The sequence below is a fragment of the Corynebacterium sp. HMSC06D04 genome (assembly GCF_001807315.1).
Lineage (GTDB): Bacteria > Actinomycetota > Actinomycetes > Mycobacteriales > Mycobacteriaceae > Corynebacterium > Corynebacterium simulans.
In genome coordinates, this window is record NZ_KV788529.1 from 149222 (window position 1) to 175838 (window position 26617).

Genomic DNA, 26617 nt, shown 5'->3' on the forward strand with positions numbered 1-26617 from the left:
TCCATGCGGACGGATTGGTGCTGGAACCTCGCTTTGAAAGCGGGGAACCGGCGCGAAGCGTCCACGATAAATAAGTTGGGGTAAAACCGTGGCACAAGAAGTGCTTAAGGACCTTCACAAGGTCCGCAACATCGGCATCATGGCTCACATCGATGCTGGTAAGACCACCACCACCGAGCGTATTCTCTTCTACACCGGTATTAACCGTAAGGTCGGCGAGACGCACGATGGCGCATCCACCACTGACTGGATGGAGCAGGAGAAGGAGCGCGGTATCACCATTACCTCCGCTGCTGTTACCTGTTTCTGGGACAACAACCAGATCAACATCATCGACACCCCGGGTCACGTTGACTTCACCGTTGAGGTCGAGCGTTCCCTGCGTGTCCTGGATGGCGCTGTTGCTGTCTTCGACGGCAAGGAAGGCGTTGAGCCACAGTCCGAGCAGGTGTGGCGTCAGGCTGCTAAGTATGACGTTCCGCGTATCTGCTTCGTCAACAAGATGGACAAGCTGGGCGCTGACTTCTACTTCACCGTTCAGACCATCATCGATCGCCTCGGCGCTAAGCCACTGGTTCTGCAGCTGCCAATCGGCGCTGAGGACGACTTCGACGGTGTTGTTGACCTGCTGAACATGCGTGCCATCACTTGGCGCGGCAAGGTCGAGACCGGTGCTGAACCGACCATCGAGGAGATCCCTGCTGACCTGCAGGAGAAGGCTGAAGAGTACCGCGAGAAGCTGCTCGAGGCTGTTGCTGAGTCTGACGAAGAGCTCATGGAGAAGTACTTCGGCGGCGAGGAGCTGACCCTTGACGAGATCAAGGCAGCAATCCGCAAGATGACCATCAACTCCGAGATCTACCCGGTTCTGTGTGGTACCGCTTACCGCAACAAGGGCGTTCAGCCGCTGCTCGACGCGGTCGTTGACTTCCTTCCGAGCCCGCTGGACGTCGGTGAGGTCATTGGCCACGCTGTTGGTAACGAGGACGAGCAGGTTACCCGCAAGCCGGCTGTTTCCTCCCCGTTCTCCGCACTGTCCTTCAAGATTGCTGCACACCCGTTCTTCGGCCAGCTGAACTTCGTTCGCGTTTACTCCGGCCAGGTCTTCCCAGGTACCGAGGTGCTCAACTCCACCAAGGGTAAGAAGGAGCGCATCGGTAAGCTGTTCCAGATGCACGCCAACAAGGAAAACCCTGTTGAGCAGGCTGACGCAGGTAACATCTACGCAGTTATCGGCCTGAAGGAAACCACCACGGGCGACACCCTGTGCGACAAGGACAACCCAATCATCCTCGAGTCCATGGACTTCCCGGAGCCGGTTATCAAGGTTTCCATCGAGCCAAAGACCAAGGCTGACCAGGAGAAGCTGGGTACCGCTATCCAGAAGCTCGCTGCTGAGGACCCAACCTTCACCGTCGAGCTCGACGAAGAGACCGGCCAGACCGTTATCGGCGGCATGGGCGAGCTCCACCTCGACGTTCTGGTTGACCGTATGAAGCGCGAGTTCAAGGTCGAGGCAAACATCGGTAACCCACAGGTTGCTTACCGCGAGACCATCCGCAAGACGGTTCAGTCCCTGGACTACACCCACAAGAAGCAGACCGGTGGTTCTGGTCAGTTCGCAAAGGTCATCGTCACCATCGAGCCTTACAACCCGGACCCAGAGACGCTGGAGGAGGGCGAGTCCGCAACCTACAAGTTCGAGAACGCCGTCACCGGTGGCCGCGTTCCGAAGGAGTACATCCCTTCCGTCGACGCTGGTATCCAGGACGCAATGCAGTACGGCTACCTCGCTGGCTTCCCGCTGGTTAACATCAAGGCAACCCTCGAGGACGGCGCTTACCACGACGTCGACTCCTCCGAGATGGCCTTCAAGCTCGCTGGCTCCCAGGTTCTGAAGGAAGCTGTTGCTAAGGCAAAGCCAGTCCTTCTTGAGCCGGTCATGGCCGTTGAGGTTGTTACCCCTGAGGAGTACATGGGCACCGTTAACGGTGACATCAGCTCCCGTCGTGGCCAGGTCTTCGCTATGGAAGACCGCTCCGGCGCAAAGGTTGTCAAGGCAAAGGTTCCGCTGTCCGAGATGTTCGGTTACATCGGCGACCTGCGTTCTTCCACCGCTGGCCGCGCAAACTTCACCATGGTCTTCGATTCCTACGCTGAGGTTCCTTCCTCCGTTGCAACCGAGATCATCGAAGAGCGCACCGGCAACAAGGCCTAACTAGCCTTAAGGCAATCGCCACCCCCTCACGCTTCAGCCCCGCATACGGCTGGTAGTCTTTGCCAGTAGATTCCAGTTGCGGGGCGGGGCAAGAGCTTGCAGCTTTTCTCCCGCGTGAGGCAACTGGTTGGGTAGCGGTTGGCTGAACTTGCACTTGCAAAAAGTGTTGGTTGAGCCGGCCGTTACCCTCCCAGGATCCGTTATCAGATTCTTGTCGAGGGTCAACGACCGCACAACATGCGCGGGGTTACCTCCTATTTAGGCGGTTTGAAAAAACTGCGGCATAAATCTAGGATCGTGTAACTGGCACGTAAAGAAAGCGTCATTAGCGCTTCGGAGTTTTCGTTCCAAGTGCCAATGACATTAACCAACCACGTGGCTGCCTATGCAGCCGCCATAGAGTCCAGGAGGACAAACAGTGGCAAAGGAGAAGTTCGAGCGTACGAAGCCGCATGTTAACATCGGCACCATCGGACACGTCGACCACGGCAAGACCACCACCACCGCAGCGATCACCAAGGTTCTGGCTGACCAGTACCCTGAGGAGAACACCGCTTTCGCATTCGACATGATCGATAAGGCTCCTGAGGAGAAGGAGCGCGGTATTACCATCAACATCTCCCACGTTGAGTACTCCACCCCGAAGCGCCACTACGCACACGTTGACGCTCCGGGCCACGCCGACTACATCAAGAACATGATTACCGGTGCTGCTCAGATGGACGGCGCTATCCTGGTTGTTGCTGCAACCGATGGCCCGATGCCGCAGACCCGCGAGCACGTTCTTCTGGCTCGCCAGGTTGGCGTTCCTTACATCCTCGTTGCACTGAACAAGTGCGACATGGTTGACGACGAGGAAATCATCGAGCTCGTCGAGATGGAGATCCGCGAGCTGCTCGCTGAGCAGGACTACGACGAGGAAGCTCCGATCGTTCACATCTCCGCTCTGAAGGCTCTTGAGGGCGACGAGAAGTGGGTACAGGCTGTTGTCGACCTCATGCAGGCTTGCGATGACTCCATCCCGGATCCGGAGCGCGAGCTGGACAAGCCGTTCCTGATGCCTATCGAGGACATCTTCACCATCACCGGCCGCGGTACCGTTGTTACCGGCCGTGTTGAGCGTGGCTCCCTGAACGTCAACGAGGACGTTGAGATCATCGGTATCCAGGAGAAGTCCATCTCCACCACCGTTACCGGTATCGAGATGTTCCGCAAGATGATGGACTACACCGAGGCTGGCGACAACTGTGGCCTGCTTCTGCGTGGTACCAAGCGTGAAGAGGTTGAGCGTGGCCAGGTTGTTATCAAGCCGGGCGCTTACACCCCTCACACCCAGTTCGAGGGTTCCGTCTACGTCCTGAAGAAGGAAGAGGGCGGCCGCCACACCCCGTTCATGGACAACTACCGTCCGCAGTTCTACTTCCGCACCACCGACGTTACCGGCGTCATCAAGCTGCCTGAGGGCACCGAGATGGTTATGCCTGGCGACAACGTCGAGATGTCTGTCGAGCTGATCCAGCCGGTCGCTATGGACGAGGGCCTGCGCTTCGCTATCCGCGAGGGCTCCCGCACCGTCGGCGCTGGCCGCGTTACCAAGATCATCAAGTAAGAGCATTTGCTTGAGCGTTTAAAGTAACGCCCTTTAAAGCCACCGCTTTCCCTTTCCGGGAAGGCGGTGGCTTTTTGCGTGTCTTGCTCCCGCGCCAGTTAAGCTATGAGCCATGCTTGATCCCACACGCATCGACCGCACCCTGCAGGCTCTGAAAGCTGCGTGGGAAGGTCAGCCGGAGCTGCCCTTGGGCACGCTGTTTGCAATGCTGGCCAACCAAGGCCTCGGATGGGGTGCTGACGACGCGGATATGGTTCGTGCGTTGGAGCAAATGGCGCGGTTGCATCCACCGACACTGCCGCTTGGCGACGGCCGCGTGGAGGAAGGATTGTGGCTACTCGTCACCCAGCGTGAGCGCGTGACTATTGACGAGGCAAATGTGGTCATTCGCCGTACCAGCGATGATGGTCCGCGGCAGCCGGTGGCGTGGCAGTACTCGGCTGTTCGGCCAGTGGGGCCTGGTCGACCTCTTGTTATCAAGGACTCGGAGTCCATCGAACATCGCTATGGCGTAGTGGAGTCAATTACCCGCCTAAAGCAAGATTCACGCCAGCTCAGCGGGTTGAAAAGGCGCAACGTAGGGGAGCGGGCGTGGCTTATCCGCACCGAGCTGGAAACCATCCTTTTGGACCACGGCTTACATGCATTTAAAATTGCACGGCGCTGCCTGCAACGTGCTGACTATTCCTGGAAGCAGATTCTGCAGTGTAGCCCCGGGAAGCCTTTGCAAGTATCGCTGTCACGTGGGGTTACGCATGAATTTGGGGCGGTCACCGAGGTACTCCTCGCTGAATCCGCCCCTGATGCCGCCGATGGCTACATTGACTAGTCCTTCAGTGCCTTAACCTGGCTAAAGTGCAGCTTGTACACGGTATCTAGATTGGCGTCGGGAAAAGCTGAGCGGAAGTCCTTCTCGCTGGTTTCGACAGCCTTGGTTAGCTCATCTAGTGGCATATCCGCGCTGGCTTCTATCTTGTATTGCAAGGTCGGCCGCGCACGGTCATAGGCCACCAACCGGTGAACCTTCTCGACTCCGTCGAGAGCATCAAAGCTTTTGGCCACGGCACCAGCAATAGCTTGCATATTGGTGGAAATGGCGCCTTCATCATTCGAAGAATCGGATGCGACGTTGTTGAAGCGCCGGTGGCGCAAGTTCGCCACGATGAGCCAGATGCCGGCTACCGCTAGGAGCATGGTGGCTGCACCCAGCGCTACCGGCCACCAATTAGCGCTAGGCAGTGCTGCCCAAGCGTCGTGATCAACCCAGCGTGCCAGGGAAGTGGCGAAGGGAACCTCAAAATGGATGAGGATCGGCCAAAGCCCTAGCGCAATGAGGACTACGGCGATGAGGAATAACAAGAAACGGTCGAATGCTGCCAAGCCCTTAGACATGATTATCGACCTCCGGGAGATTTTCTGCCTTTACTTTTAGCTGTGGGGCGCGCTCCAACGAGGAAAGGGCTTGCGATACAGCCTCTTCCACGCGGCTGACCAACAGATTGTCCTCAGTGTCGCCGTTGACGGTGATATCGACGCCGATCTTCTTCTTGCTGATTACTGCGCGGCTACGGGCAGCACTGACGCCGGGCACGCGGCGCGCAGCGGCTGAGGCTACGCGCGCGATGTCTACCGAGCGCAGCCACATCGAGGCGGTGTCGGAGGAGAGCCTGGTATGTGTCTTTTTGCGTGGTTTGAACACCGCAATGAGCAAGATAAGGCCAATGGCAATAGCGATGCCGCCGCCTATCAGCATCCAGGTTTCGACCGCGTCCTGTGACATCACGTCGATGAAAGGCTGCAGCCAGGAATTGGCTTTAGTGCTGACAGCCCACGTTTCCCTTCCGAGAAAAGCTGCGGCGCCCAAGCAAACGATTCCGAGGACAACGGCCCATTTACGGGCTGCAGGGGATGCCGCCGGCCTTTGGCCAAAGCCCTGCGGGAGAGCATCTTTCTTAGACATCCTGGCCCCCTCTGTACATAGGGTTGATTGTGATTTCGCGCAGTGGCTGTGGACGGGGCGCTACAACATGCCGAACCGGCGCGGTACCTTGCAGTGAGGCCTGGCGGACAGGTGCTGGCTCGGGTACGCGGACTGTGCGCAGCGCAACCGGGCGGGGAGCACTTACCGGACGCGGCTGCAGCGGCCGAGGAGCGGCCACGCTGCGTACGGCGACGGGATTGGGAGCGGTGACAGGGCGGACGTGGTTAGGCGTGGGCGCCGTTACCTGCAAAAGCCTAGTTGGCTCCGGGGCGCGTACGGACGCGACCTGAAGCGGAGCGCTGTCAGCGTCGATAGAGCGCACCGGTTGCGGGGCAGGCGCATCTATATTGCGTATTGGCACCGTATGGTTGGTGGTTATCGGTTTAAGCTGGCGCTCCGGAAGTGACCGCGGAGTGATTGCCCGTGGCGTTTGTCGCGCGTCGACGGCAGGGCCTGACACGCGCTCGCCCGGTACTGCTGCGGCAACGGTGACGTTGACGCGGGTGGTGCGGTAGCCGGTATAGGCCGCAACCCATTCCTCGATGGCTTTGCGGGTCGACTTCGCTACGTCTGTGACAGGACTCGGCCAGGTCACCGCGATCGAGGCATCCACCGCTAGCACCTCGGAAGCAGGATCGCTCTGGATAAGCAGGCGCGGAAATGCGCGCCCAGCTAAGCCGGCGAGCTTGGCGTCGATGGCTTCGGTCCCGGGGACGGAAGCGATGGCGCTAGTGACAATGTGTTCGAGAGCCTTGTGCGTAAACCGCAAGGTGCCATCAGTGCGCTGTTGTGGCGTGGCAGATGGCATTATCCCTGCCCTTTATCCTTGCCGATAATTCCATACCACACGGCGGTGAGGTCGATACGGCCGTCGAAGTGCGCACCTACAACACCACCGATGGCGGCAAGCAGGATGGCCAACACCGTGGGCCACAGGCCAAGGTGGATGAAAAAGGCCAAAACCAGACCGGCAACAATGCCCAGCGTGGAGTAGTTCTTCATAATTTTCCTTCTTAATCTTCCAGTGCGCTGCTTAAAGCATCAGCCACGACGACATCAACGCGTTGCAGTCCCGGGCAGGCCTCGAGCGCCGCGGTGCGGGCGGCGTCCGCGATTGTGGCAACCGGAATGCGCTTCGCGACGTCGATTACAAGGTGTACCTCGATATGGCTATCGTCGCGCGGACTCGGGCGCTTTATGCCGCCGATGCGCTTGCCGGGGTAAAGCAACGCAACTTCGCCGAAAGAACCGGGATGCAGCTTGGCGACGCCCTGGATGCCTGCTACTGAGTCGACGATGCGATGTGCAGCAGCGGCATCTAGTTCAAAGCGCTCCGGAGTGGACTCCATCATTTAAATAACTGCCTTAGTCTTTGAAAGGCCTATTCCTGGCCCTGTGCCAAAGCGTTGTTGGAGGCCTGCTCGCTGGCAGTGTCTTCCTTTGGCAGTTTGACGTCGTGGACCACAACGTCAACGCGCTCAACGCCCAGGCCGGTCATGCGCTCGACAGCATTCATGATGTTGCGGCGGATAGCCTCAGCCAGCTCGTGGATAGCAACACCGTACTCGGCGATGATGGCAACTTCGATGGTGGCAACAGCGTTGTTGACCTGAACCGTTACGCCCTGGCGTACATCCTCGGATGCGCCGAAGGACTCACGGATGGATCCCATCATGCGTGCGCCGCCACCGCCCAGTGCGGCAACGCCGGAAACCTCGCGGGCGGCGATGCCAGCGATCTTGGAAACCACGGCGTCGTCGATAGTGGTGGTGCCGTACTCGGTTTCCAGGTTCTTGTTGACCTCCGGGGCAGCAGCGGCGGTGTTTGCCTGCTCGGTGGAAGTTGCTGCGTTCTGTGCGGTGTTCTGGGCAGCGTTCTGATCAGTATTCGCTGGGGTATTAGCGGTCATTGTGCTTATTCCTTATCTATAGGGACTTGATTGCGGGAAGTTTCGCCTTAACAAGAAAGCTACCTTTCCGAGCCTATATCTGAATGCGGACATTGTGGGGTGCTGAGGTGCAATCTTTTGGAAAACGTGACTTTGCACACGGTTTGGAAAAAAGTTTGGAAAACGCGCGATTACATGCTTAAATACAAGGGTTGCTTTAACACAACGGCGTTTGGAAATCGTGGGTGAAACACCCCCGATATTCAACAAAGTTGCTGGTAAAGCGAACATGACACCTTCGCAGGTGGGCACTTTTTAAGTGTGTGCCGAGAAGGTCATTCAATCGGGCTAGGTCCGCGTTTAGTAGAGACATCCCGAGCGAATGGACCGGAGAAGGGGCATGGCAAATAAACAGCGGCAGTATATGAATTGGATTTGTGCCTCCACGTGTAATGCGTGAGGAACCGTCCTCTTTCTATAGAACTTTGACTTACGGGTCTTGTACCCCGTCGAAAGCACTGCAACCAGGTTTATTGCCAGGTCGCAACTTTTGGTCGTCATGACAGTCAGACAACTGGCGTTGCGCCCAGGCCCTAGAGTCCGGACAACGTTATAGAGAAATCGAGAAGCAATTCCCACCGCTTCACGCCCCGGATACGCCGGGAATGTGAATGTGGGGTAGCGAGGAAGAGGATAAGCGTGGCGGGACAAAAAATCCGCATTCGGCTGAAGGCCTATGATCACGAGGCTATCGACGCTTCTGCAAAGAAGATCGTCGAGACCGTTACCCGTACGGGTGCTCGTGTTGTTGGCCCAGTGCCGCTCCCAACCGAGAAGAACGTATACGCCGTTATTCGTTCTCCGCACAAGTACAAGGACTCTCGCGAGCACTTCGAGATGCGCACTCACAAGCGCCTCATCGACATTCTCGACCCGACCCCGAAGACCGTTGACGCTTTGATGCGCATCGACCTTCCGGCCAGCGTCGACGTAAACATTCAGTAGTGTAAAGCGATCGACGAATAGATATTTGGTGGAGAACTAACAATGAGTGAAAACGAGATCAAGGGCATTCTGGGCAAGAAGCTCGGCATGACCCAGATCTTCGACGAGGAAAACCGCGTTGTACCGGTTACCGTCGTTGAAGCTGGGCCGTGCGTTGTTACCCAGATTCGCACCGCAGAAACCGATGGCTACAACGCCATCCAGATCGCATTTGGCGAAATCGACCCACGCAAGGCAAACAAGCCTGCCGCAGGTCACTTCAAGAAGGCTGGCGTAACCCCACGTCGCCACGTTGCCGAAATCCGCATGGATGACACCTCTGCTTACGAGGTTGGCCAGGAAGTTACCGCTGACATCTTCGAGGGCATCACCTTCGTTGACGTCACCGGCACGACCAAGGGCCACGGCTACGCTGGCGCCATGAAGCGCCACGGCTTCGCAGGTCAGGGTGCTGCCCACGGTAACCAGGCTGCTCACCGCCGCGTCGGCGGCATCGGCGCCTGCGCTACCCCGGCTCGCGTCTTCAAGGGCACCCGCATGGCTGGCCGCATGGGCCACGACCGTGTGACCACCCAGAACCTGAAGATTCAGAAGATCGATGCCGAGTCCAACCTGCTGCTCATCAAGGGTGCTATCCCTGGTGCACGCGGTGGCCTCGTCACCGTTAAGACCGCAGTGAAGGGCGGTGCACACGCATGAGCAACCTCAAGCTAGACGTCCAGACCGCTGAGGGTAAGACCAACGGCTCTGTCGAGCTGCCAGCAGAGATCTTTGACACCGAGGCATCCATCGCTTTGATGCACCAGGTTGTCAACGCTCAGCTTGCTGCTGCGCGCCAGGGCACCCACAAGGCAAAGACCCGTGGCGAGGTTTCCGGCGGTGGCCGTAAGCCTTTCCGCCAGAAGGGCACCGGTCGTGCACGCCAGGGCTCGATCCGCGCACCGCACTACGCAGGTGGCGGCATCTCCCACGGCCCGGTTCCGCGCGACTACGCACAGCGCACCCCTAAGAAGATGATCAAGGCTGCTCTCTTTGGTGCACTGTCCGACCGCGCTCGCAACGAGCGTATCCACGTAATCGAAGAGCTCGTCCCGGGCCAGACCCCGTCCACCAAGGCGGCTAAGGCTTTCATCGAGCGTCTGACCGAGCGCAAGAACGTGCTGCTCGTTGTCGGCCGCGAGGACATCAACGCTCGCCGCAGCGCCAACAACCTGCCTAACGTCCAGATCCTGGACGCAGGCCAGCTGAACACCTACGACGTCCTTTACTCTGACGACGTTGTGTTCTCCGTTGAGGCTCTGCACACCTTCGTCGCTCGCGCTCAGGGTGCGAACGAGGAAGTTAAGGAGGAGAAGTAATGGCTAAGCTCGCTAACCCGCGTGACATTGTCATCGCACCGGTCGTTTCCGAGAAGTCCTACGGCCTGATGGAGCAGAACGTCTACACGTTCTACGTCTCCACGGACTCCAACAAGACCCAGATCAAAGATGCCATCGAGCAGATCTTCGGCGTAAAGGTTGACTCCGTGAACACCGTCAACCGTGCAGGTAAGCGTAAGCGCACCCGCACCGGTTTCGGTCAGCGTAAGTCCACCAAGCGCGCTTATGTGACGCTTCGCGAAGGCAGCGACTCCATCGACATCTTCGGCGGCGGCGCTTAAGCGCCACCGGAGAGCCGAAAGGAAAAGGAAGAATTATGGCTATTCGTAAGTACAAGCCGACAACTCCGGGTCGCCGCGCATCCTCCGTGTCCGAGTTCGAGGAGATCACTCGTTCCACTCCGGAGAAGTCCCTGCTGCGCCCGCTGACCAAGACTGGTGGTCGTAACAACTACGGCCGCATCACCACCCGCCACATCGGCGGTGGCCACAAACGTCGTTACCGTCTGATCGACTTCCGTCGTACGGACAAGGACGGTATCCCGGCAAAGGTTGCTCACATCGAGTACGACCCGAACCGCACCGCAAACATCGCTCTTCTGCACTACGCAGATGGCGAGAAGCGCTACATCATCGCCCCTAAGGGCCTGAAGCAGGGCACCATCGTTGAGGCCGGCGCTAACGCCGACATCAAGGTTGGTAACAACCTGCCGCTGCGCAACATCCCAACCGGTACCACCATCCACGCTGTGGAGCTCAAGCCGGGCGCAGGCGCTAAGCTTGCTCGCTCCGCTGGTGCTTCCATCCAGCTGCTGGGTAAGGAAGGCAAGTACGCAATCCTGCGTATGCCGTCCTCCGAGATCCGCCGCGTCGACATCCGTTGCCGCGCAACCGTGGGTGAGGTCGGTAACGCTGACCAGATGAACATCCGTTGGGGTAAGGCCGGCCGTATGCGCTGGAAGGGCGTTCGCCCGACCGTCCGTGGTGTCGTCATGAACCCGGTTGACCACCCACACGGTGGTGGTGAGGGTAAGACCTCCGGTGGTCGCCACCCTGTGTCCCCATGGGGCAAGAAGGAGGGTCGCACCCGCAACCCGAACCGTTACTCGAACAACATGATCGTGCGCCGTCGTCGCCCGAACAAGAAGCGCTAAGAGGAGGTAAACAATGCCACGCAGCCTTAAGAAAGGCCCGTTCGTCGATGAGCACCTCCTCAACAAGGTGGATGCTCAGAACGAGGCTGGCACCAAGCAGGTCATCAAGACCTGGTCTCGCCGCTCGACCATTCTGCCTGACTTCATCGGTCACACCTTCGCCGTCCATGACGGACGTAAGCACGTGCCGGTGTTCGTAGAGGACTCCATGGTCGGCCACAAGCTCGGTGAGTTCGCACCAACCAAGACTTTCAAGGGTCACATCAAGGACGATAAGAAGGGACGTCGATAAGCGATGAGTGAAACCATCACCTCCGCATCCGCAACGGCCCGCTACGTCCGCGTTACTCCGATGAAGGCACGCCGTGTCATCGATCTGGTTCGCGGCAAGTCCGTAGCCGAGGCACTTGCAATCCTGAAGTACGCTCCGCAGGGCGCTGCTAAGCCAGTCGCTAAGGTTGTTGCTTCTGCAGCTGCTAACGCTGAGAACAACTTCGGTCTGGACCCACGCACCCTGGTCGTCTCCGAGGCATACGCCAACGAGGGCCCGACCATGCGTCGTTTCCAGCCACGCGCACAGGGCCGTGCATTCATGATTCGTAAGCGCACCAGCCACATCACCGTGGTGGTCGAGAGCCAGAAGGAAGGGGCCAAGTAATGGGCCAGAAAATCCATCCTCACGGCCTACGTTTGGGCATCACTTCCGACTGGAAGACCCACTGGTTCGCCGATAAGGACTACGCGAACTACGTAGCCGAAGACATCAAGATCCGTCAGTACCTCGAGAAGGGCCTCGACCGCGCCGGCATTGCCGACGTCGTTATCGAGCGCACCCGTGACCGCGTACGCGTCGACATTCACACCGCCCGCCCAGGCATCGTGATCGGCCGCCGCGGTGCTGAGGCAGACCGCATCCGCCGCGAGCTCGAGAAGCTCACCGGCAAGATGGTCGCCCTCAACATTCTCGAGGTCAAGCAGGTCGACGCAAACGCAACCCTCGTTGCTCAGTCCGTCGCCGAGCAGCTGGTTAACCGTGTTGCATTCCGTCGTGCAATGCGCAAGGCTATCCAGTCCGCTATGCGCCAGCCGCAGGTCAAGGGTATTAAGATCCTCTTGAACGGTCGTCTGGGCGGCGCCGAGATGTCCCGTACCGAGCGCTACCACGAGGGTCGCGTTCCGCTGCACACTCTTCGCGCCGAGATCGACTACGGCACCGCAGAGGCTCACACCACCTTCGGCCGCATTGGCATCAAGGTGTGGATCTACAAGGGTGACGTCGTCGGTGGCGTACGCGAATCCGAACTGAACGCTCCGGCGCAGGGCCGTGGCCGCGGTGACCGTAACGGTCGTCCGCGCCGTGGTGGCCAGCGTCGTCAGCGCGCACAGCAGAAGCAGGAGGGCTAATCCATGCTGATTCCTAAGCGCGTTAAGTACCGCCGCCAGCACCGTCCTACCCGTACCGGTGTTTCCAAGGGCGGTAACCGCATCAACTTTGGTGATTACGCAATCCAGGCTCTCGAGCCGGCTTACATCACCAACCGTCAGATTGAGGCCGCACGTATTGCCATCAACCGCCACGTCAAGCGTGGTGGCAAGGTGTGGATCAACATCTTCCCGGACCGTCCGTTGACCCAGAAGCCGCTCGGCGTTCGTATGGGTTCCGGTAAGGGCCCGGTTGAGAAGTGGGTCGCCAACGTTAAGCCGGGCCGCGTCCTCTTCGAGATGTCCTACCCGAACGAGGCCACCGCAATTGAGGCACTGCGCCGCGCAGGCCAGAAGCTTCCTTGCAAGGTCCGCATCATCAAGAAGGAGGACCAGTTCTAATGGCAACCGGTACCCCCGCCCACGAGTTCCGTGAGCTCGACAACGCTGAGCTGGAAAAGCGTCTGCAGGATGCGAAGGAAGAGCTGTTCAACCTTCGTTTCCAGAAGGCTACCGGCCAGCTGACCAACAACCGCCGCATCGGCACGGTTAAGCGCGACATTGCCCGCATCTACACCGTTCTTCGCGAGCGCGAGCTGGGCCTGTCCGTAGTTCCGGGAGCTGAGGCTTAATCATGAGTGAGGCAAACGTGAACGAAGTAAAGAAGGAGCGCGGTGCGCGCAAGACCCGCATCGGTATCGTAGTTTCCGACAAGATGGATAAGACCATCGTCGTCGAGCTCGAGGATCGCAAGCAGCACGCGCTTTACGGCAAGATCATGCGCTCTAACAAGAAGGTTAAGGCACATGACGAGAACGAGACCGCCGGCGTCGGCGACCGCGTTCTGATCGCCGAGACCCGCCCGCTGTCTAAGGACAAGCACTTCCGTCTCGTCGAGGTCGTTGAGAAGGCTAAGTAAAACCTAGCTTTTCAACACTTAAGCCGGCCGAGCTTTTCCTCCTTTAGGAAGAAGGCTCGGCCGGCTTTTCATATGCGCGTATTTTTTAAGCGTTCGTCGCGCTGCCCGGTATAGCAACGTATCTAGCGTGGTCTCCCAGTAGACAGTGTCGATGCCGACACCGCGGTCGTCGCAAAGCGTGTCTGCTCTATCGGCATAGCGGGATAGTGCCGTCATACTCTGCTTGTTGGTAGACCAAGTCTTGGCCAGGATGGGGCATTTCAACCGCATTGCGGCGGTGCAGATATGGCGCACATACGCGTTAGTGAGTCCGTGCTTGCGCCATTCGGGCGCGGTGACCGCGGTGCTCACGTATAGGTAGCTTTGGCCCTGCCATTGATAGGGATAGTAATAAGCGCAGAACCCTGCCAACTTGTTGTTGCGGGTGACCGTGATGATGGTGGCCTTTTCGATCAACGACTCGTAATAGTCTTTGATTCCCGTATTCGCTCCCTGGCTGTCCCAGTCGGTCTGTCCAACGGCCGCGCGCTGCGAGAGCGGGGGAGTGAAGTCCTTGTCGCAACGAGTTAGAAGTTCGAAGAGTTCTTTTGCTTCGCCGACGGGAATCTGTCCTGGTTTGTAGTGGCCCATTAGCGTAGTCTCCAATCTCTTTAAAAGTGGTAGTTTGTAACGCATGGTAGAGACTATCGCTAAAACGCATTGGTCGCATCTATTAACACTGTGTGCCGGAATTATGACGTTGTATATGAATACGACCATGGTTGCGGTTGCCCTGCCAGCATTGACGAACTCACTAGGTGCGAGCCCCGCGGAAGCCGCATGGGTTGTCTCCGCATACAATGTCGCCTTCCTTGCGGTATTGCTGCCGTGCGGGCTCTTCGGCGACAGGCTCGGACATAAACGTCTACTCCTCTTAGGAAGCATGGTCTTTCTTGTATCAGCGCTCGTGTGCGCGCTTGCTCCGTCGGCCATCTGGCTCATTGTCGGACGTGCGGGCATGGGACTTGCGGCCTCGGTGTTTACGCCGATGTCGCTGGCCCTTTTGCCCACGGTGATAGAGCCTTCCGACATGGCACTGGCCAATAGTTTGTGGACCGCCGCCGGTGGTGTTGGCGCTCCTTTAGGTCCGCTCCTGGGTGGCTGGATTATTCATGCTTTAGGCTGGCGTGGCATCTTCTGGCTTGACGTCGTTGTCATCGCCCTTGTCTTTTTCGGCTGTAGCCGACTGCCGAAGGCAAGGGCTGTTCCTTCCCATCCGGTGCTGCCTTGGGTACAGATCTTGCTCTCTGCCTTTGGTTTCCTTGTTCTCACGGTTGGCATGATTAACGTCGGCGGCAAGGTCTCATTTAGTGCGGTTTGGTTACCAATTCTGATTGGGTTGGCTGCTTTGGCACTGGCCCTGGTCTTCGGTGGAAGGAGCGATCAAGCGCTCGTGGACTTGGGGCTTTTGAACAATCCGCGCTTCCTCGTGAATACTGTGACCCTGTTCTTTATCAACTTGGTGCTTTTCGGGCTGCTTTATGTCACTCCGCACTACCTGCAGAATATCTTGGGCAACTCGCCTGCCCGGGGTGGCTTGATGCTTATGCCTTTGGCCGGCACTGCCATCGTTGGCGCCTTGGCAGCCGGGCTGTTGGTGCGGCGAAGCAAGATTGGGCGGTGGCTTCTGCCTAGCTCGATTTTCCTCGTCGCCGGGGGGCTGCTGGTTGGTGCGTTGACGAGTCCATCCAGCGGATATGGATATTTGGCCGCGGGGTTAAGCCTTGCCGGCTTTGGTGTGGGGGCGGGTCAATCCTTGGCTTTGCAGGAGGCGATGGCGCAGGTTCACCCGGAGCGCCGGGGAAGTGGTGCCTCGTTGGTTAATACAATTCGGCAGCTTGGCTCGCTCCTAGGCGTTGCTTTCATCGCCTCACTCGTAATTAACTTGGCAGGCGAGCCGGCTAGCGACGCCTCCTATATCCATGCGATGGATAGCGTCTTTGTCCTGTGTAGCGCTGCTTGTGTTTTAACGGGATTTGCGTTGTTATTCATGCACACGAGGCAGCAGAAATTATAGAGTTAAGGCATGGTGTCACGTCCTTTAGAATCTTCGTCTTCGGACAATCTTGGGCTTAATCGTCGCGACCGAAAGAAACTTATGACGCGGCGCGCGATCCGAAGTGCGGCGCTCGAGCTTTTTGCAGAGCGTGGATATGACGACGTCACCGTGGCTGAAATTACCGAAGCCGCTGATGTCTCAGCGATGACCTTCTACCGCCACTTTGGCACGAAAGAAGCCGTTATCACCAGTGTCATCATCAGCCCCGAAGCAACAAAGGTTCTGGTGGACATCGCGCAGATGACTGATTATAAGAACTTGGAGGCAGCGCTCCGCGAACTCTTCAGCGATGCCGATGCGTGGGGAGGACAGCTCGCAGATCGAGTCCTTCTGTTGCGTGAAAATCCTTCGTTGCTGGGCCATATCTGGCAGCACTCGGACCAGTGGGTGGACTGCGTCCTAGCTGAGACGGGCACCAGCATTATCGACCGCACCCGTGCCCGCAGTCTGATCGGCATCTTCATCGAATGCATCGCAGGTTGGTCCGAGCGCAGGGATTTTCCAAAGAAAGCCGGCCTCAAAGAGCTTTTAATTCAGACCATCCCAGCAACTCTCGCGCCGCATCCGAGTTAACGACCCCCGAGCGGTCTCTGCTCGCAAAGACAACCTTTGAAATAGTCTTTAAGAAAACCTGCTCACCGCGGAAGTCGTCGGGTCGTAGTGCACGCCGGCACGCATTCCCGTCCAACCAATGAACGGTTCTGCGCTTAGCGTGATGGGCTTGTGCACGTGCCCAAGCACCCACGTCGCACCGCTTTCTTGCAGATCCTCTAGCTTGCACGGCAGGCAAGGCTTACGGCTGAATTCACCGTGCACAGAGGTGTGAAGCAGTCCCAGGCCATTGAAGCTGGGGATTTCGATCTCTCGTGGGTCAGGGTCGGTGGCCACGCCGCAGGTCCACGCCTGCACACCGTCGATTTCGAAGAAGTGCGGTTCGGTCCCGTGCGCGATGATTCCTTCGGGCCATTTATAGTCATGGTGATCATGCGCGTTCCTTTTGTTGCCAGGAAGTGACGAGTACGAGGACGATAATTGAAGTTCCAACCCCCATAAGGGTCATTGCCATGGCCTCGGCGCGGTGGCCTTGATCGAATTGGTTCATGATCCAGGACGCGAGCAGGTTGATGTTGTTCCGGCGCACCAGCGAAGAATCACGAGTTCACGGAATCCTGCGAAGAAAGCCAGAATCCAGCCTGCTGCGATACCCGGTGTAAGCAAAGGCAGCGTGATCCGGAAGAAGGTCTGGTGCCCCTTGGCACCGGAGACCTTCGCCGCTTCGTAGACGGTGTGGGAGACCGCCGCGGCAGATTCGCCGATTTCCACAATCCTCACCGCCCCAGGGCGTTAAGCTAAAACGCTGTCTCCTATTTCCTTATGTGTTTTGAGGTCCAATCATGCGCCGCTATGTTTCCTTACTCTGTGTTGCAGCCCTAGCGCTTTCTGGCTGCAGTAATTCCGGAAAAACGACTCCGCTAAAGAAACAGAGAAGATGTTCAATACGATGGCGCCACAAAGTTCAGCAGAGGCGGATTCCCAAGAATCCAAGGCGTCAGAAGAATCGAAGAAACCAGCGGTGGTCATTGAAGACGGCATCTTGAAGATGACGGGCAAGGTTGTAAAGAAGAAAGGTCGTGAGACCCTAGGCTCGCAGCCTGAATCCGGATTCCCTGAAAGCGAGCTCAACGGCGACTATTGGATCCTCGAATTTGATGCTCCGGGGGAGGTCACCGGGAACAGGGCAAATTACAAGGAAACCCGTTGGATCGATAGCGGCTTGCTTGCATCGCACTACAGCACGCACGAGGAAAGCCGCGAAAAGGCAGAGCCGTGGGTGGGCAAGCATGTGACAGTGTCGATCGCTGCTGACAAAGTTGGTTGGCAAAATGATGCCTCTTTGCCGAACGGCCCGCTTCGTCTGGGCACCAGCTTTGAAATCGAAGCTGCTGAATAACAAGAACTCCTTGTGGCTGCGCAGAGCTACTACAAGGAGTTCTTGATGTCTTTCGGGGAGCCAAAGGCAATTTTGCCGATTAATGCTTGACCGGAGTAACGCGGCCAGCCCGCCAATCCAGGAAGGCCATGGCGGCGCAGAAGATGTTGAGCACGGCGCTGGTGCCCAGGGTGAAGGTACCTACCTTGTACATGGTGGTGCCGGCGGCGTCGAAGTTGTTGAAGATGATAAGCCAGCAGATCCAGCCGATGAGCGCGGTCAACGCAGCGAGGGCGGAAAGTGCGCGCAGGCCACGTGCGGGGCGTTCAGGTGGGGCGAAGGCTTTGTGCGCGGCGTCGACAAGAATGGCGAGCGCAACGAGGATACTCACGATGCCGGATAGCCACGTGGGCAGCAGGGCAGAAGTGCCCAGGACTACCGGGAAGATGAAAGACAACGCCACGAAGATGAACGCCACGGTGTGAAGTATGGCGCTACGGCCCTGGTAGGAAGAAAACATTTAGGCCTCTTTCTTCTGAACATCTGCTTGCATGGCAAGCACTTCTGCGCGGTGCGGTGGCTGTGCGCCCTTGCGAGAGACGGTAATCGCAGCGGCTGCCGCGGCGAATTCCAAAATCTTTTTCCAGTCGTATTCGCTCAAGTGAGTGAGCTCTTCGGCCGTGAGGTTGCGGCGGGCGATCTCTGTGAGCAGCGCGCCCATGATGGTATCGCCCGCGCCGATGGTGTCGGCGACGTCGACCTTGGCGGAAGGCACATCGAACCGGGTCGTGCCAGCGCGCAACGTGAGGCCCTCGCTGCTGCGGGTAACCACCACGACGGGAACCTGCTTGAGGGCCTGCTTGCCCAGGAATTCCACTTCTTCCTCAGAAAGCTTCAGCACGGTGACGTGGGCAAGTAGCTCGTTGAGGAAGGCCTTGTGCTCATCGTTGGTATAGAACGGGCGGATATTCGGATCGAGCGCCACGATGCTGCCCTTAGCTGCGAATTGCTTGAGCAGTTCGCCATAGCGCGAAGCACCTGGCTCCAACGCGAGGGAAACAGTGCCGAAGCAGGCAATCTCGGCGTCGGAAAGCGTGGGCTCAACCAACCTATCTGCCGTGCCCTCCGTGTAGAAGGTATAGGACGCCGAACCATCATCACCGATGCTGGTCACGGCCAAAGTGGTGGGCTCTGGACCGCGCTGGACCATAGACGTGTCCACGCCTTCCTGCTCCAGCCTTTCCACCAGCGCGTTACCGAAACCGTCGGTGGAAAGGCGCGACTGGAAGCTGACCTCGCCGCCCAGACGCGCCGCCGCGATGGCCACATTGAAAGGCCCGCCGCCCAAAGCCGGCGTGAGGTCTTGCAAGCTACCTGGGCTGACGGGGACAAGGTCGACGAGTCCTTCGCCACACACATGGATTCTCATGGATTCCATAGTATCGGTGCTATGAACTACCGTCCGAACTTCCACATCGCGCCCCCGTATGGCCGTCTCAACGATCCAAATGGTGTCTTTCTAGATGGCGACACCATGCACGTCTATTACCAACACGACCCCTGCTTCCCGCACGCGCCGAAGCGAACGGGGTGGGCGCATGCCTCGGCGAAGTACTCAGTGGCAGGCCCCTGGCGGCATCATCCGGACGTGCTTTCGCCTGACCTGCCCTATGACAAGGACGGCTGTTACTCCGGCGGTGCCGTGGTCGATGGCACCGACGTGTGGCTGTTTTATACGGGCAACCTCAAGGTGGATGGCAAGCGCATTCCTTCCCAGAACCGCGTGCGCGTTCTCGATCCTTCTGGCCCTGAGGGTGGCATTTATTACCGCGACGCCGCGAACCCGCTGATTCCCGATAGTGAGGAAGGCTTTACCGGGCACTTCCGCGATCCGCAGATTTCCCGGGATGAGCAAGGCTGGCGCATGGTCATCGGTGCGCAACGTGAGGACGAGAACGCTGCGGTGGTGCTCTACCGCTCGCAGGACCTTAAGAACTGGGACTTTGAGGGAGCACTGGATTTCGCGCTTGACGACGCCGCGCCGGGGCTTAGCCCCGAACTCCTACCGGGCGGATATATGTGGGAGTGCCCAAACCTTGTGACCTTGACTGATAAGGCAACCGGTGAGTCTAAGGACGTCCTGGTCTTTTGCCCGCAGGGGCTTGAACCCGTCAAAGTGGATGGGCAAACGCACTACGCTTCTTCCGACCAGTGCGGCTACCTGGTGGGCAAGCTGGACGGCACCACCTTCCACGTCGAGCGTGGTTTCAGCGAGCTGGACTATGGACACGAGTTCTATGCCCCGCAGCTGGTTGGCATGAGCGATGGCCAAGCGCTGCTGCTCGGCTGGATGGGCCTTCCTGCTCAAGATGACAAGCCCACCGTGGAGGAGGGCTGGGTGCACACCCTGACCTTGCCGCGCCGGGTATGGCTGGAAGACGGCGTGCTTTATCAATGGCCGGTGTGGGAGACGATTCCCGATGCTGCTGGTAGGGAGGGCTTCGGCAGCACGGTGAGTCTGAGCTCTTCGCGTGGCGGCAGCTATAGCCTGGTTGATGTTGAAGGTAGGGAACACCTGCGCTTTAGCGCAGGCGAAGGGCTGCTGCGCGTGAGTGTGGGCGATGACGAGCGCGTGATTGCCTGCCCAGAGGGCGAGGTCATGGCCATTGCCGATGGCTGCGCCGTGGAAATTTTTGCTGGCGGTGGGCGAATCGCGGCGTCGGCAAGCGTATTTGGCGAAGGCGAAGCGCGATGGAGCGGCTGGGTTAAGAACTAAGTGACCGTTCAAACAGTAAAACTTGGTGAATTTTCCCTCAAATATGTCCGAGCTCTTGGCTTTTTGTCTGGAAGCTGTATCTAATGGTTCTAGGTTGATTAGCTCGTGAAAAGGAAAGGGAGCTTTGCCTATGGACCACAAGGAAGTTGCTGCACGGACCCTGCGTGCACTTGGCGGCGAAGAAAACATCATCGGCTTGGCGCACTGCGCAACGCGCCTGCGCATGGTGCTGAAGGATACGAAGAAGGTCGATACCAAGGCCTTAGAGGCTGACCCTGACCTCAAGGGAATCTTTGAAGCCGGTGGAATGTTCCAGGTCATCGTTGGTCCAGGTGACGTCAACGTTGTTTATAGGGAATTGAACGGCATGATCCACAAGGACGTTGCCGTTTCCACCGAAGAGCTCAAAGACATTGCCGCTAATTCCGGCAACTGGTTCTCCCGCGCCGTCAAGGTGCTCGCGGATATCTTCGTGCCGCTCATCCCGATTCTGGTCGGCGGCGGTTTGCTCATGGCACTGAACAACGTCTTGTCGGCTGAAGGGCTGTTCGGTGAGAAAGCGGCCATTGAAATGGTGCCGGCACTCAAAGATGTCGCTGGACTTATCAACCTGCTGGCTTCTGCCCCCTTTGCCTTCCTGCCCATTTTGGTGGGCTTTACTGCCACCAAGCGCTTTGGCGGCAATGAGTTTTTGGGCGCGGGTATGGCCATGGCAATGGTTATGCCGGACCTAGTCAACGGCTACAACGTGGCTGAGACCATCGAGGCCGGCGACATGGAGTATTGGAACATCTTTGGCCTCGATGTCGCACAGGCCGGTTACCAGGGTTCCATCCTGCCGATTCTGGTTATTGCGTGGATCCTGGCCACGATTGAGAAGTTCCTCCACCGCCACCTAAAGGGCACGGTGGACTTCATGCTCACGCCGTTGATTACCCTGCTGGTCACCGGCTTTATCACTTTCGCTGCCATTGGCCCGTTCCTGCGCACTGCCGGTGAGTGGTTGGGCGTTGGCTTGGCCAATTTGTATGACTTTGCAGGCCCTGTCGGCGGCTTCCTTTTTGGCTTGGTTTACTCGCCAATCGTCATCACCGGCCTGCACCAATCCTTCCCACCAATCGAATACATGCTGTGGGATCAAGGCGGATCTTTCATCTTCGCCACGGCAGCGATGGCGAATATTGCCCAAGGTGGCGCAGCCCTCGCGGTCTACTTCCTGGCGCGTAGCGAAAAGCTCAAGGGCTTGGCTGGTGCTTCCGGTACCTCGGCACTATTCGGTATCACTGAGCCTGCCATCTTCGGTGTGAATCTGCGCTTGCGCTGGCCTTTCTACATCGGCATGGCTGCCTCTGCAGTGGCCTCGACTCTCATTGCCATCTTCGACGTGAAGGCAACGGCACTCGGCGCGGCCGGCATCATCGGTTTCGTTTCGATGCGCCCGGAGGATTACAGTCAGTTCTTTATCTGTGCTGCAATCGCACTCGCGGGTTCCTTCATCGGCGCCTACCTGTATGGCCGCTACCTAGCCCGCAAGAACGGCTCCATTGATCCGGATGAGGTGAATCCTCCGGCGGCCGAGGCTCAAGCCGCCGCTGCCACCCCAGCTGCGGTAGCAGCCGAGGATGCCTGCACTATCTTCTCCCCATTGGAGGGCACCGCCGTGCCACTGTCTCAGGTCAGCGATCCTATGTTTGCCGGCGGCAAGCTAGGCCAGGGCGTGGCTATCGAGCCGACCGTGGGCAAACTGGTTGCGCCTGCCGACGGCAAAATCACCGTTACCTTCCCTTCCCACCATGCCTACGCCATTCGCACCAAGGACCCAGTGGTGGGCAATATCGATATCCTCATGCATATTGGCTTCGATACGGTAAACCTTAAAGGCAAGCACTTCACCTCCCACGTCACCAAGGGCGATGAGGTCGGGCGGGGCGATGTCCTCGCCGAATTTGATATCGACGCCATCAAGGCCGCCGGCCTTCCCGTAACTACCCCGGTGGTCGTCTCGAATTCGAAGAAGACCGGCCCTGTTCTTCCTACCGCGGCTTTCCGCCCGGGTGAACTCACTGGCTTCGGTACCGATATCTTTACTGTGGATCCCAAGCCCGTTCCAGCATCCGCACCAACCACTGGCCATGCAGCTACTCCTGCATCCACTGACGAGCCTGCAGGCACAACCCGTTAGCTTGAAAGAACAAAGGCCGAACTGAGGAAAACTCCTTCCCAGTTCGGCCTTTAACGGTTTAGCAATAGCGGCGCTCTCTGGGGCGAAGGCTCACCTTGAGTCCAAGCAAACTGTGACGCACCAGGGTGCCTATAGCAAAAAGCTGCGCCGGCCGGACCGAAGCCCGACCGGCGCAGCCAGTCTCAATTCAGTTTCCTAGTTGGTAGGAAGGCTCTTGCTTAAGCGAAGAACTTGCGGCGTGCAGCGAAAGCGCCAGCGGCAACCATTGCAGCTACGGCCAGAGCAGCCAAAGCCTGTGCAACGGAGTTGGAGCCGGTCTCAGCGGACATACCACGTGCGGCTGCCGGGGCAGCGTTGCCCTCAGCGAGCTTACCGCCCTGGGCGATAACCGCATCCTTGTTAGCGTTCAGCATCTGCTCGGAAGCAGCCCTTTCCTCGGCGGTCGGTTCCTGGTTCTTGCGTGCCTCGTCCTTGACGTAGGTCTTGCCGTCCTGGGACAGGTACCAGGTGATACCACCAATCACCAGGGCTGCCGGAAGAGCCAACCATGCGAGCTTCTTCTTGTCGAATTCAGGCTTCGCAGCTTCAGAAGGGAATGCCTTTGCGTAAGCGTCACGCATCTCGGCGGTAACTTCCACGTTGACCAGGGCTGGATCGTTGACGTAAACGTTCGGGTCCTTCATGCTCTGGTACCAAGTGTTGCCCTCGGAGTCTACCTTGGTGGCAGGAGCAGGAATTGCGGAGGTGTCCTGCTGCTCCTTCACGTACTTTTCTGCCTGCTCTGCGGTCAGGCGTACTGGGTTGCCTGCAACTGGCTTGGACAGCCAAGAACCGTCTTCCTGCTTGAAGTACTCGACACCATCGACGGTAATCGGATCGGCAGCAACATCATGGCGTTCAATATCGCTGGTGCCCTCTTCAGCTGGGGTGCCTTCTTCAGCTGGGGTGTCTACGGTGGCGGTATCTTCACCCGCAGACGGAGCAGGCGGCTCGGCCGAGGGCTGGTTCTCTACCGAACCCGGAACTTGGGCCTGAGCAACAGCAGCGCCACCAAAGGCGAGTGCGCCGGTCAGGGCAGCAGCGGTCAGGGTCTGTGGTAAACGCTTCATGTGTTTCTCCTTCGGGAAATATGGGAAAGCGCAAAAATGTCTTTCGCGACGCAAATAACAGTAGTCACATAATTCTCACTTGTCACGCGAAAATCAGAAGTTAACTGTAATTTTCATGCGTTACAGCTGTGAAAAAGGGGCCTATTGGAATGGATGTGCGACCTAATTTGCACTGAGGGGCGTTAAATTGAGATTTATATATGCAGAGCGTGCCGATAATTTTGGGGATCGTGTGTGTGTCGGTGCATTCGAAATAAGGAGCTAAGGGGTAGGCGGGTGTACTGGCGAAAATAAATGTGGAGGTAGGGGGCGTCGACAGGCGTCGAGCAGCGTTTTGGTAAGGATGCTGGCGTGTGGTTGAATGTATAGGTTGCAAAAGCTGGTCGGCCCGTAGTGGTGCGTTTCCGAACCGCCGGTCCGAGCCCCTTCGGCATAGTCCGTTGTCAAGGCTTTAGCATCGCAAGTTTGTAGACCGCGTGCGGTAAGGACGGAAATCTTACCGCACATCAATCCAGGTCAGGAGACCCATAGTGATTCAGCAAGAATCCCGTCTGCGCGTCGCCGACAACTCTGGTGCACGTGAGATTCTGTGCATCCGCGTTCTCGGTGGCTCCGTTCGACGCTTCGCTGGCATCGGTGACGTAATCGTCGCCACTGTCAAGGATGCTGTCCCAGGCGGCAACGTAAAGGAAGGCGACGTCGTTAAGGCTGTCGTCGTCCGTGCAAAGAAGGAGACCCGTCGTCCGGACGGTTCTTACATCCGCTTCGATGAGAATGCTGCAGTCATTCTCAAGGGCGACAACGAGCCACGCGGTACCCGTATCTTCGGCCCAGTTGCTCGCGAGCTTCGTGACAAGAAGTTCATGAAGATCGTTTCTCTCGCACCGGAGGTGATCTAGTCTTATGAAGATTCATAAGGGCGATATGGTGATTGTTATTTCGGGTCCTGACAAGGGCGCGAAGGGCAAGGTCATCGAAGCATACCCGAAGCGCGACAAGGTCCTCGTCGAGGGCGTCAACCGCGTGAAGAAGCACGTTGCTAACTCCGCTACCGAGCGTGGCGCCGAGTCCGGCGGAATCGTTACCCAGGAAGCTCCGATTCACGTTTCTAACGTTGCAATCGTTGACTCCGAGGGCAATCCGACCCGCGTGGGCTACCGTTTCGATGAAAACGGCAAGAAGGTCCGCATCGCACGTAGCAACGGGAAGGACATCTAATCATGAGCGAGAACTACACTCCGCGTCTGAAGACCCGCTACCGCGAGGAAATCAAGAAGACCCTGAACGACGAGTTCAAGTATGACAACGTCATGCAGATCCCAGGTGTCACCAAGGTTGTTGTCAACATGGGTGTTGGCGACGCTGCACGTGACTCCAAGCTGATCAACGGCGCTCTCGAGGACCTCACCGCGATCACCGGCCAGAAGCCGCAGCTGCGTCGCGCAAAGAAGTCCATCGCTAACTTCAAGCTGCGTGAGGGTATGCCAATCGGCGCCCGCGTCACCCTGCGTGGCGACCGCATGTGGGAGTTCCTGGACCGCCTGCTGACCATCGCGCTGCCGCGTATTCGCGACTTCCGCGGTCTGTCCGATCAGCAGTTCGACGGCCACGGCAACTACACCTTCGGTCTCACCGAGCAGACTATGTTCTACGAGATCGACATCGACAAGGTTGACCGCCCACGTGGTATGGACATCACCGTTGTCACCACCGCTACCAACGACGAAGAAGGCCGCCGCCTCCTCAAGGAGCTCGGCTTCCCGTTCAAGTAAAGCGGCTTAAGCTTTTCGCCCTCACCTTTTGGTGGGGGCGTTTCGCTTTATATGGGGGCGATCGCGCCGCCCACGTATCCAAGAAGTGCAGGCGAGTCCTAACCCATTGATTGACCGTTGGAGACATCTAATGGTGCTTCTACTCCGGTAGCGTCTGAAGTAGTTATACCTTCAAATTGCCAGCCCACTACTGCATTGCGCACGGAGGCTTCAAGGAGGTTGAGCGGCTGAATGCAGCTGATGGTGAGAAGGCGGCCTGGCATGGGGCCTTCGCCCCAGATTGTGGTGTCTTCGGCGAGGCCTTCTTTTACTGGGTCGTGCATGTCGGTGGCGCTGTAGACCAGCCAGTTGTCGCCGGAGTTTGCAGTGCGCAGGTAGAGCTTGTCGCCGAGGGCGACCGTGTGCTTGTTTGCGCCGCCGTCGTAGAGGTTGTTGAAGACACCGGGAACGCCGGCGCCGGTGTGTCCGGCGATGACGGTGATGTCTGGCGCATTAGTGCCAGGCAGCGAATACGGACGGTCCGCAGCGGTATAAGTGCAGGCCTCCGTCATCGTATCCGGGTTAAGCGCGCCGTCTTTGACGCGGCAGGAGCCATCTTCAAATTCGGCATGGACCTCGATTGCAGGGATGAACATCTCAACTGCGGCGGAGGGCTCAATGACTGGAGCAGCTGCCACAGGGACTTGGTTGCTTTCTAGTCCTTCAGGAGGATCGACCACGCGATGCATCGTGGCGGCAAGAGCCACACTTGCAAGGACCGCACTTGCAAGGACACCAATCGCAATACGGAACTTGCCCGAGGTGGACCACAAGTGCAGCGCGCGAGTATGGAGCGCCGGCGTGGTCGTTTCTGGCGCGCGGTGGCGGCCACCCGTGCTTCGCGGCTTTGGTCGGGGGCTGCGCTTTTGGCGGTTAGGTAGTGGCTTCGGCGCTCCTGTTGTTGATGTTGGTGTCTTCGGCGTCGTTGGCGTTGGGGGAGTGCGCCGCACGTAGGTGCGCTCGCCGTCGGGGTTGCCGTTGCCGGCGCGGCGGGGATCGATGGGTTTGCTATTGATGGTGCGGCGCTGTGCGCTGGCGCTGGTGCTGCTGCTGGCGCTGGCTGCCCGGGGGCGCGTGTGATCTGCGCTGCGACCTGGCAGATCGTGAGGATAACGCGGGGGCATAGGCGGCGGCTCC

General features: G+C 58.3%; 35 protein-coding genes. 22 read left to right on the forward strand and 13 right to left on the reverse strand.

Annotation, left to right across the window (positions count from 1 at the left end; translation table 11 throughout):
- Window positions 1-88: 88 nt before the first annotated feature.
- The 3 genes from fusA to HMPREF3155_RS03070 all read left to right on the forward strand — a co-directional run bounded on the left by fusA (window position 89) and on the right by HMPREF3155_RS03070 (window position 4656).
- Entirely contained in the window at window positions 89-2218 is a 2130-nt protein-coding gene (fusA, locus tag HMPREF3155_RS03060; protein ID WP_062042304.1) for an elongation factor G, read from the forward strand.
- 418 nt (window positions 2219-2636) lie between these two features.
- Window positions 2637-3827: an elongation factor Tu gene (gene tuf / locus HMPREF3155_RS03065; RefSeq protein WP_061920476.1), complete on the forward strand. Its 1191-nt coding sequence runs from the start codon at window positions 2637-2639 to the stop codon at window positions 3825-3827.
- 112 nt (window positions 3828-3939) lie between these two features.
- Window positions 3940-4656 (forward strand): hypothetical protein, encoded by a 717-nt coding sequence (locus HMPREF3155_RS03070; protein ID WP_070432546.1) that lies wholly within the window; start codon window positions 3940-3942, stop codon window positions 4654-4656.
- Here HMPREF3155_RS03070 and HMPREF3155_RS03075 read toward each other — a convergent pair.
- From HMPREF3155_RS03075 to HMPREF3155_RS03100, 6 genes are read right to left on the reverse strand one after another with little or no spacing between them, the layout of a single operon-like run.
- On the reverse strand, window positions 4653-5219 hold the full coding sequence (locus HMPREF3155_RS03075) for an Asp23/Gls24 family envelope stress response protein (RefSeq protein ID WP_070432547.1): 567 nt from the start codon (window positions 5217-5219) through the stop codon (window positions 4653-4655). The genes HMPREF3155_RS03070 and HMPREF3155_RS03075 overlap by 4 nt on opposite strands.
- On the reverse strand, window positions 5212-5787 hold the full coding sequence (locus tag HMPREF3155_RS03080; RefSeq protein ID WP_061920482.1) for a DUF6286 domain-containing protein: 576 nt from the start codon (window positions 5785-5787) through the stop codon (window positions 5212-5214). Before HMPREF3155_RS03080 ends, HMPREF3155_RS03075 begins: the two co-directional genes overlap by 8 nt.
- Entirely contained in the window at window positions 5780-6616 is an 837-nt protein-coding gene (locus HMPREF3155_RS03085; protein ID WP_061920483.1) for an Asp23/Gls24 family envelope stress response protein, read from the reverse strand. Before HMPREF3155_RS03085 ends, HMPREF3155_RS03080 begins: the two co-directional genes overlap by 8 nt.
- Window positions 6616-6810 carry a DUF2273 domain-containing protein gene (locus HMPREF3155_RS03090; protein ID WP_061920486.1) on the reverse strand — a complete coding sequence of 65 codons (195 nt, stop codon included), beginning with the start codon at window positions 6808-6810 and terminating at the stop codon, window positions 6616-6618. Before HMPREF3155_RS03090 ends, HMPREF3155_RS03085 begins: the two co-directional genes overlap by 1 nt.
- 11 nt (window positions 6811-6821) lie before the next feature.
- Window positions 6822-7160, reverse strand: coding sequence for a hypothetical protein (locus HMPREF3155_RS03095; RefSeq protein WP_235590995.1), 339 nt, complete (start codon window positions 7158-7160; stop codon window positions 6822-6824).
- 29 nt (window positions 7161-7189) lie between these two features.
- A complete protein-coding gene (locus HMPREF3155_RS03100) occupies window positions 7190-7717 on the reverse strand; it encodes an Asp23/Gls24 family envelope stress response protein (protein ID WP_061920488.1) in 528 nt (175 codons plus the stop codon).
- Between the two features lie 678 nt (window positions 7718-8395).
- Here HMPREF3155_RS03100 and rpsJ point away from each other — a divergent pair.
- From rpsJ to rpsQ, 11 genes are read left to right on the forward strand one after another with little or no spacing between them, the layout of a single operon-like run.
- Window positions 8396-8701, forward strand: coding sequence for a 30S ribosomal protein S10 (gene rpsJ / locus HMPREF3155_RS03105; protein WP_003848085.1), 306 nt, complete (start codon window positions 8396-8398; stop codon window positions 8699-8701).
- Between the two features lie 42 nt (window positions 8702-8743).
- Window positions 8744-9400, forward strand: coding sequence for a 50S ribosomal protein L3 (rplC, locus tag HMPREF3155_RS03110; protein ID WP_061920490.1), 657 nt, complete (start codon window positions 8744-8746; stop codon window positions 9398-9400).
- Window positions 9397-10059 carry a 50S ribosomal protein L4 gene (gene rplD / locus HMPREF3155_RS03115; RefSeq protein WP_061920492.1) on the forward strand — a complete coding sequence of 221 codons (663 nt, stop codon included), beginning with the start codon at window positions 9397-9399 and terminating at the stop codon, window positions 10057-10059. Before rplC ends, rplD begins: the two co-directional genes overlap by 4 nt.
- Window positions 10059-10361 carry a 50S ribosomal protein L23 gene (gene rplW, locus HMPREF3155_RS03120; RefSeq protein ID WP_061920494.1) on the forward strand — a complete coding sequence of 101 codons (303 nt, stop codon included), beginning with the start codon at window positions 10059-10061 and terminating at the stop codon, window positions 10359-10361. Before rplD ends, rplW begins: the two co-directional genes overlap by 1 nt.
- Before the next feature lie 35 nt (window positions 10362-10396).
- Window positions 10397-11233: a 50S ribosomal protein L2 gene (rplB, locus tag HMPREF3155_RS03125; protein ID WP_061920496.1), complete on the forward strand. Its 837-nt coding sequence runs from the start codon at window positions 10397-10399 to the stop codon at window positions 11231-11233.
- A 13-nt stretch (window positions 11234-11246) separates the two neighbouring features.
- Window positions 11247-11525 (forward strand): 30S ribosomal protein S19, encoded by a 279-nt coding sequence (gene rpsS / locus HMPREF3155_RS03130; RefSeq protein ID WP_005527741.1) that lies wholly within the window; start codon window positions 11247-11249, stop codon window positions 11523-11525.
- 3 nt (window positions 11526-11528) lie between these two features.
- Window positions 11529-11891 (forward strand): 50S ribosomal protein L22, encoded by a 363-nt coding sequence (rplV, locus tag HMPREF3155_RS03135; protein WP_061920498.1) that lies wholly within the window; start codon window positions 11529-11531, stop codon window positions 11889-11891.
- A complete protein-coding gene (rpsC, locus tag HMPREF3155_RS03140; protein WP_061920500.1) occupies window positions 11891-12637 on the forward strand; it encodes a 30S ribosomal protein S3 in 747 nt (248 codons plus the stop codon). Before rplV ends, rpsC begins: the two co-directional genes overlap by 1 nt.
- A 3-nt stretch (window positions 12638-12640) precedes the next feature.
- Window positions 12641-13057 carry a 50S ribosomal protein L16 gene (rplP, locus tag HMPREF3155_RS03145; RefSeq protein ID WP_061920502.1) on the forward strand — a complete coding sequence of 139 codons (417 nt, stop codon included), beginning with the start codon at window positions 12641-12643 and terminating at the stop codon, window positions 13055-13057.
- The gene (gene rpmC, locus HMPREF3155_RS03150) at window positions 13057-13287 is read left to right on the forward strand and encodes a 50S ribosomal protein L29 (protein WP_061920505.1); all 231 of its coding nucleotides are present in this window, start codon (window positions 13057-13059) and stop codon (window positions 13285-13287) included. Before rplP ends, rpmC begins: the two co-directional genes overlap by 1 nt.
- A gap of 2 nt (window positions 13288-13289) precedes the next feature.
- A complete protein-coding gene (rpsQ, locus tag HMPREF3155_RS03155) occupies window positions 13290-13574 on the forward strand; it encodes a 30S ribosomal protein S17 (protein ID WP_061920507.1) in 285 nt (94 codons plus the stop codon).
- A gap of 18 nt (window positions 13575-13592) precedes the next feature.
- Here rpsQ and HMPREF3155_RS03160 read toward each other — a convergent pair whose 3' ends face one another.
- Entirely contained in the window at window positions 13593-14204 is a 612-nt protein-coding gene (locus tag HMPREF3155_RS03160) for a GNAT family N-acetyltransferase (RefSeq protein ID WP_061920509.1), read from the reverse strand.
- Between the two features lie 127 nt (window positions 14205-14331).
- Between HMPREF3155_RS03160 and HMPREF3155_RS03165 the strand changes: the two genes are divergently transcribed.
- Together HMPREF3155_RS03165 and HMPREF3155_RS03170 are read left to right on the forward strand one after the other, a co-directional pair.
- Window positions 14332-15630 carry an MFS transporter gene (locus HMPREF3155_RS03165; protein ID WP_246815647.1) on the forward strand — a complete coding sequence of 433 codons (1299 nt, stop codon included), beginning with the start codon at window positions 14332-14334 and terminating at the stop codon, window positions 15628-15630.
- Between the two features lie 81 nt (window positions 15631-15711).
- Window positions 15712-16245 carry a TetR/AcrR family transcriptional regulator gene (locus tag HMPREF3155_RS03170; RefSeq protein ID WP_235590996.1) on the forward strand — a complete coding sequence of 178 codons (534 nt, stop codon included), beginning with the start codon at window positions 15712-15714 and terminating at the stop codon, window positions 16243-16245.
- 48 nt (window positions 16246-16293) lie between these two features.
- Here the strand turns inward: HMPREF3155_RS03170 and HMPREF3155_RS03175 are convergent, their stop codons facing one another.
- Entirely contained in the window at window positions 16294-16716 is a 423-nt protein-coding gene (locus tag HMPREF3155_RS03175; RefSeq protein WP_162492721.1) for a metallophosphoesterase family protein, read from the reverse strand.
- Window positions 16717-16770: 54 nt separating this feature from the next.
- On the reverse strand, window positions 16771-16995 hold the full coding sequence (locus HMPREF3155_RS13225) for an ABC transporter permease subunit (protein WP_235590997.1): 225 nt from the start codon (window positions 16993-16995) through the stop codon (window positions 16771-16773).
- Window positions 16996-17161: 166 nt separating this feature from the next.
- On the opposite strand from HMPREF3155_RS13225, the gene HMPREF3155_RS03180 reads away from it, so the two are divergent.
- A complete protein-coding gene (locus HMPREF3155_RS03180) occupies window positions 17162-17623 on the forward strand; it encodes a hypothetical protein (protein WP_061920517.1) in 462 nt (153 codons plus the stop codon).
- A gap of 79 nt (window positions 17624-17702) precedes the next feature.
- Here HMPREF3155_RS03180 and HMPREF3155_RS03185 read toward each other — a convergent pair whose 3' ends face one another.
- Together HMPREF3155_RS03185 and HMPREF3155_RS03190 are read right to left on the reverse strand one after the other, a co-directional pair.
- The gene (locus tag HMPREF3155_RS03185) at window positions 17703-18122 is read right to left on the reverse strand and encodes a hypothetical protein (RefSeq protein WP_061920519.1); all 420 of its coding nucleotides are present in this window, start codon (window positions 18120-18122) and stop codon (window positions 17703-17705) included.
- On the reverse strand, window positions 18123-19031 hold the full coding sequence (locus HMPREF3155_RS03190) for a carbohydrate kinase family protein (RefSeq protein WP_061920520.1): 909 nt from the start codon (window positions 19029-19031) through the stop codon (window positions 18123-18125). It abuts the gene before it with no gap.
- 21 nt (window positions 19032-19052) lie between these two features.
- On the opposite strand from HMPREF3155_RS03190, the gene HMPREF3155_RS03195 reads away from it, so the two are divergent.
- Both HMPREF3155_RS03195 and HMPREF3155_RS03200 read left to right on the forward strand, forming a co-directional pair.
- Window positions 19053-20378, forward strand: a complete 1326-nt coding sequence (locus HMPREF3155_RS03195; protein WP_061920522.1) for a glycoside hydrolase family 32 protein — start codon at window positions 19053-19055, stop codon at window positions 20376-20378.
- Window positions 20379-20508: 130 nt separating this feature from the next.
- Complete coding sequence (locus HMPREF3155_RS03200) at window positions 20509-22560, forward strand: sucrose-specific PTS transporter subunit IIBC (protein ID WP_070432548.1); 2052 nt, start codon at window positions 20509-20511, stop codon at window positions 22558-22560.
- A gap of 218 nt (window positions 22561-22778) precedes the next feature.
- Here HMPREF3155_RS03200 and HMPREF3155_RS03205 read toward each other — a convergent pair whose 3' ends face one another.
- Window positions 22779-23669: a hypothetical protein gene (locus HMPREF3155_RS03205; protein ID WP_070432549.1), complete on the reverse strand. Its 891-nt coding sequence runs from the start codon at window positions 23667-23669 to the stop codon at window positions 22779-22781.
- A 530-nt stretch (window positions 23670-24199) separates the two neighbouring features.
- On the opposite strand from HMPREF3155_RS03205, the gene rplN reads away from it, so the two are divergent.
- The 3 genes from rplN to rplE are packed head-to-tail and all read left to right on the forward strand — an operon-like array spanning window position 24200 to window position 25441.
- The gene (rplN, locus tag HMPREF3155_RS03210; protein ID WP_061920530.1) at window positions 24200-24568 is read left to right on the forward strand and encodes a 50S ribosomal protein L14; all 369 of its coding nucleotides are present in this window, start codon (window positions 24200-24202) and stop codon (window positions 24566-24568) included.
- A gap of 4 nt (window positions 24569-24572) precedes the next feature.
- Window positions 24573-24887 (forward strand): 50S ribosomal protein L24, encoded by a 315-nt coding sequence (rplX, locus tag HMPREF3155_RS03215; RefSeq protein WP_005527724.1) that lies wholly within the window; start codon window positions 24573-24575, stop codon window positions 24885-24887.
- Window positions 24888-24889: 2 nt separating this feature from the next.
- Window positions 24890-25441, forward strand: coding sequence for a 50S ribosomal protein L5 (rplE, locus tag HMPREF3155_RS03220; protein ID WP_070432550.1), 552 nt, complete (start codon window positions 24890-24892; stop codon window positions 25439-25441).
- A gap of 98 nt (window positions 25442-25539) precedes the next feature.
- Here rplE and HMPREF3155_RS13230 read toward each other — a convergent pair whose 3' ends face one another.
- A complete protein-coding gene (locus tag HMPREF3155_RS13230; protein WP_246817650.1) occupies window positions 25540-26604 on the reverse strand; it encodes a sortase family protein in 1065 nt (354 codons plus the stop codon).
- Window positions 26605-26617: the final 13 nt, after the last annotated feature.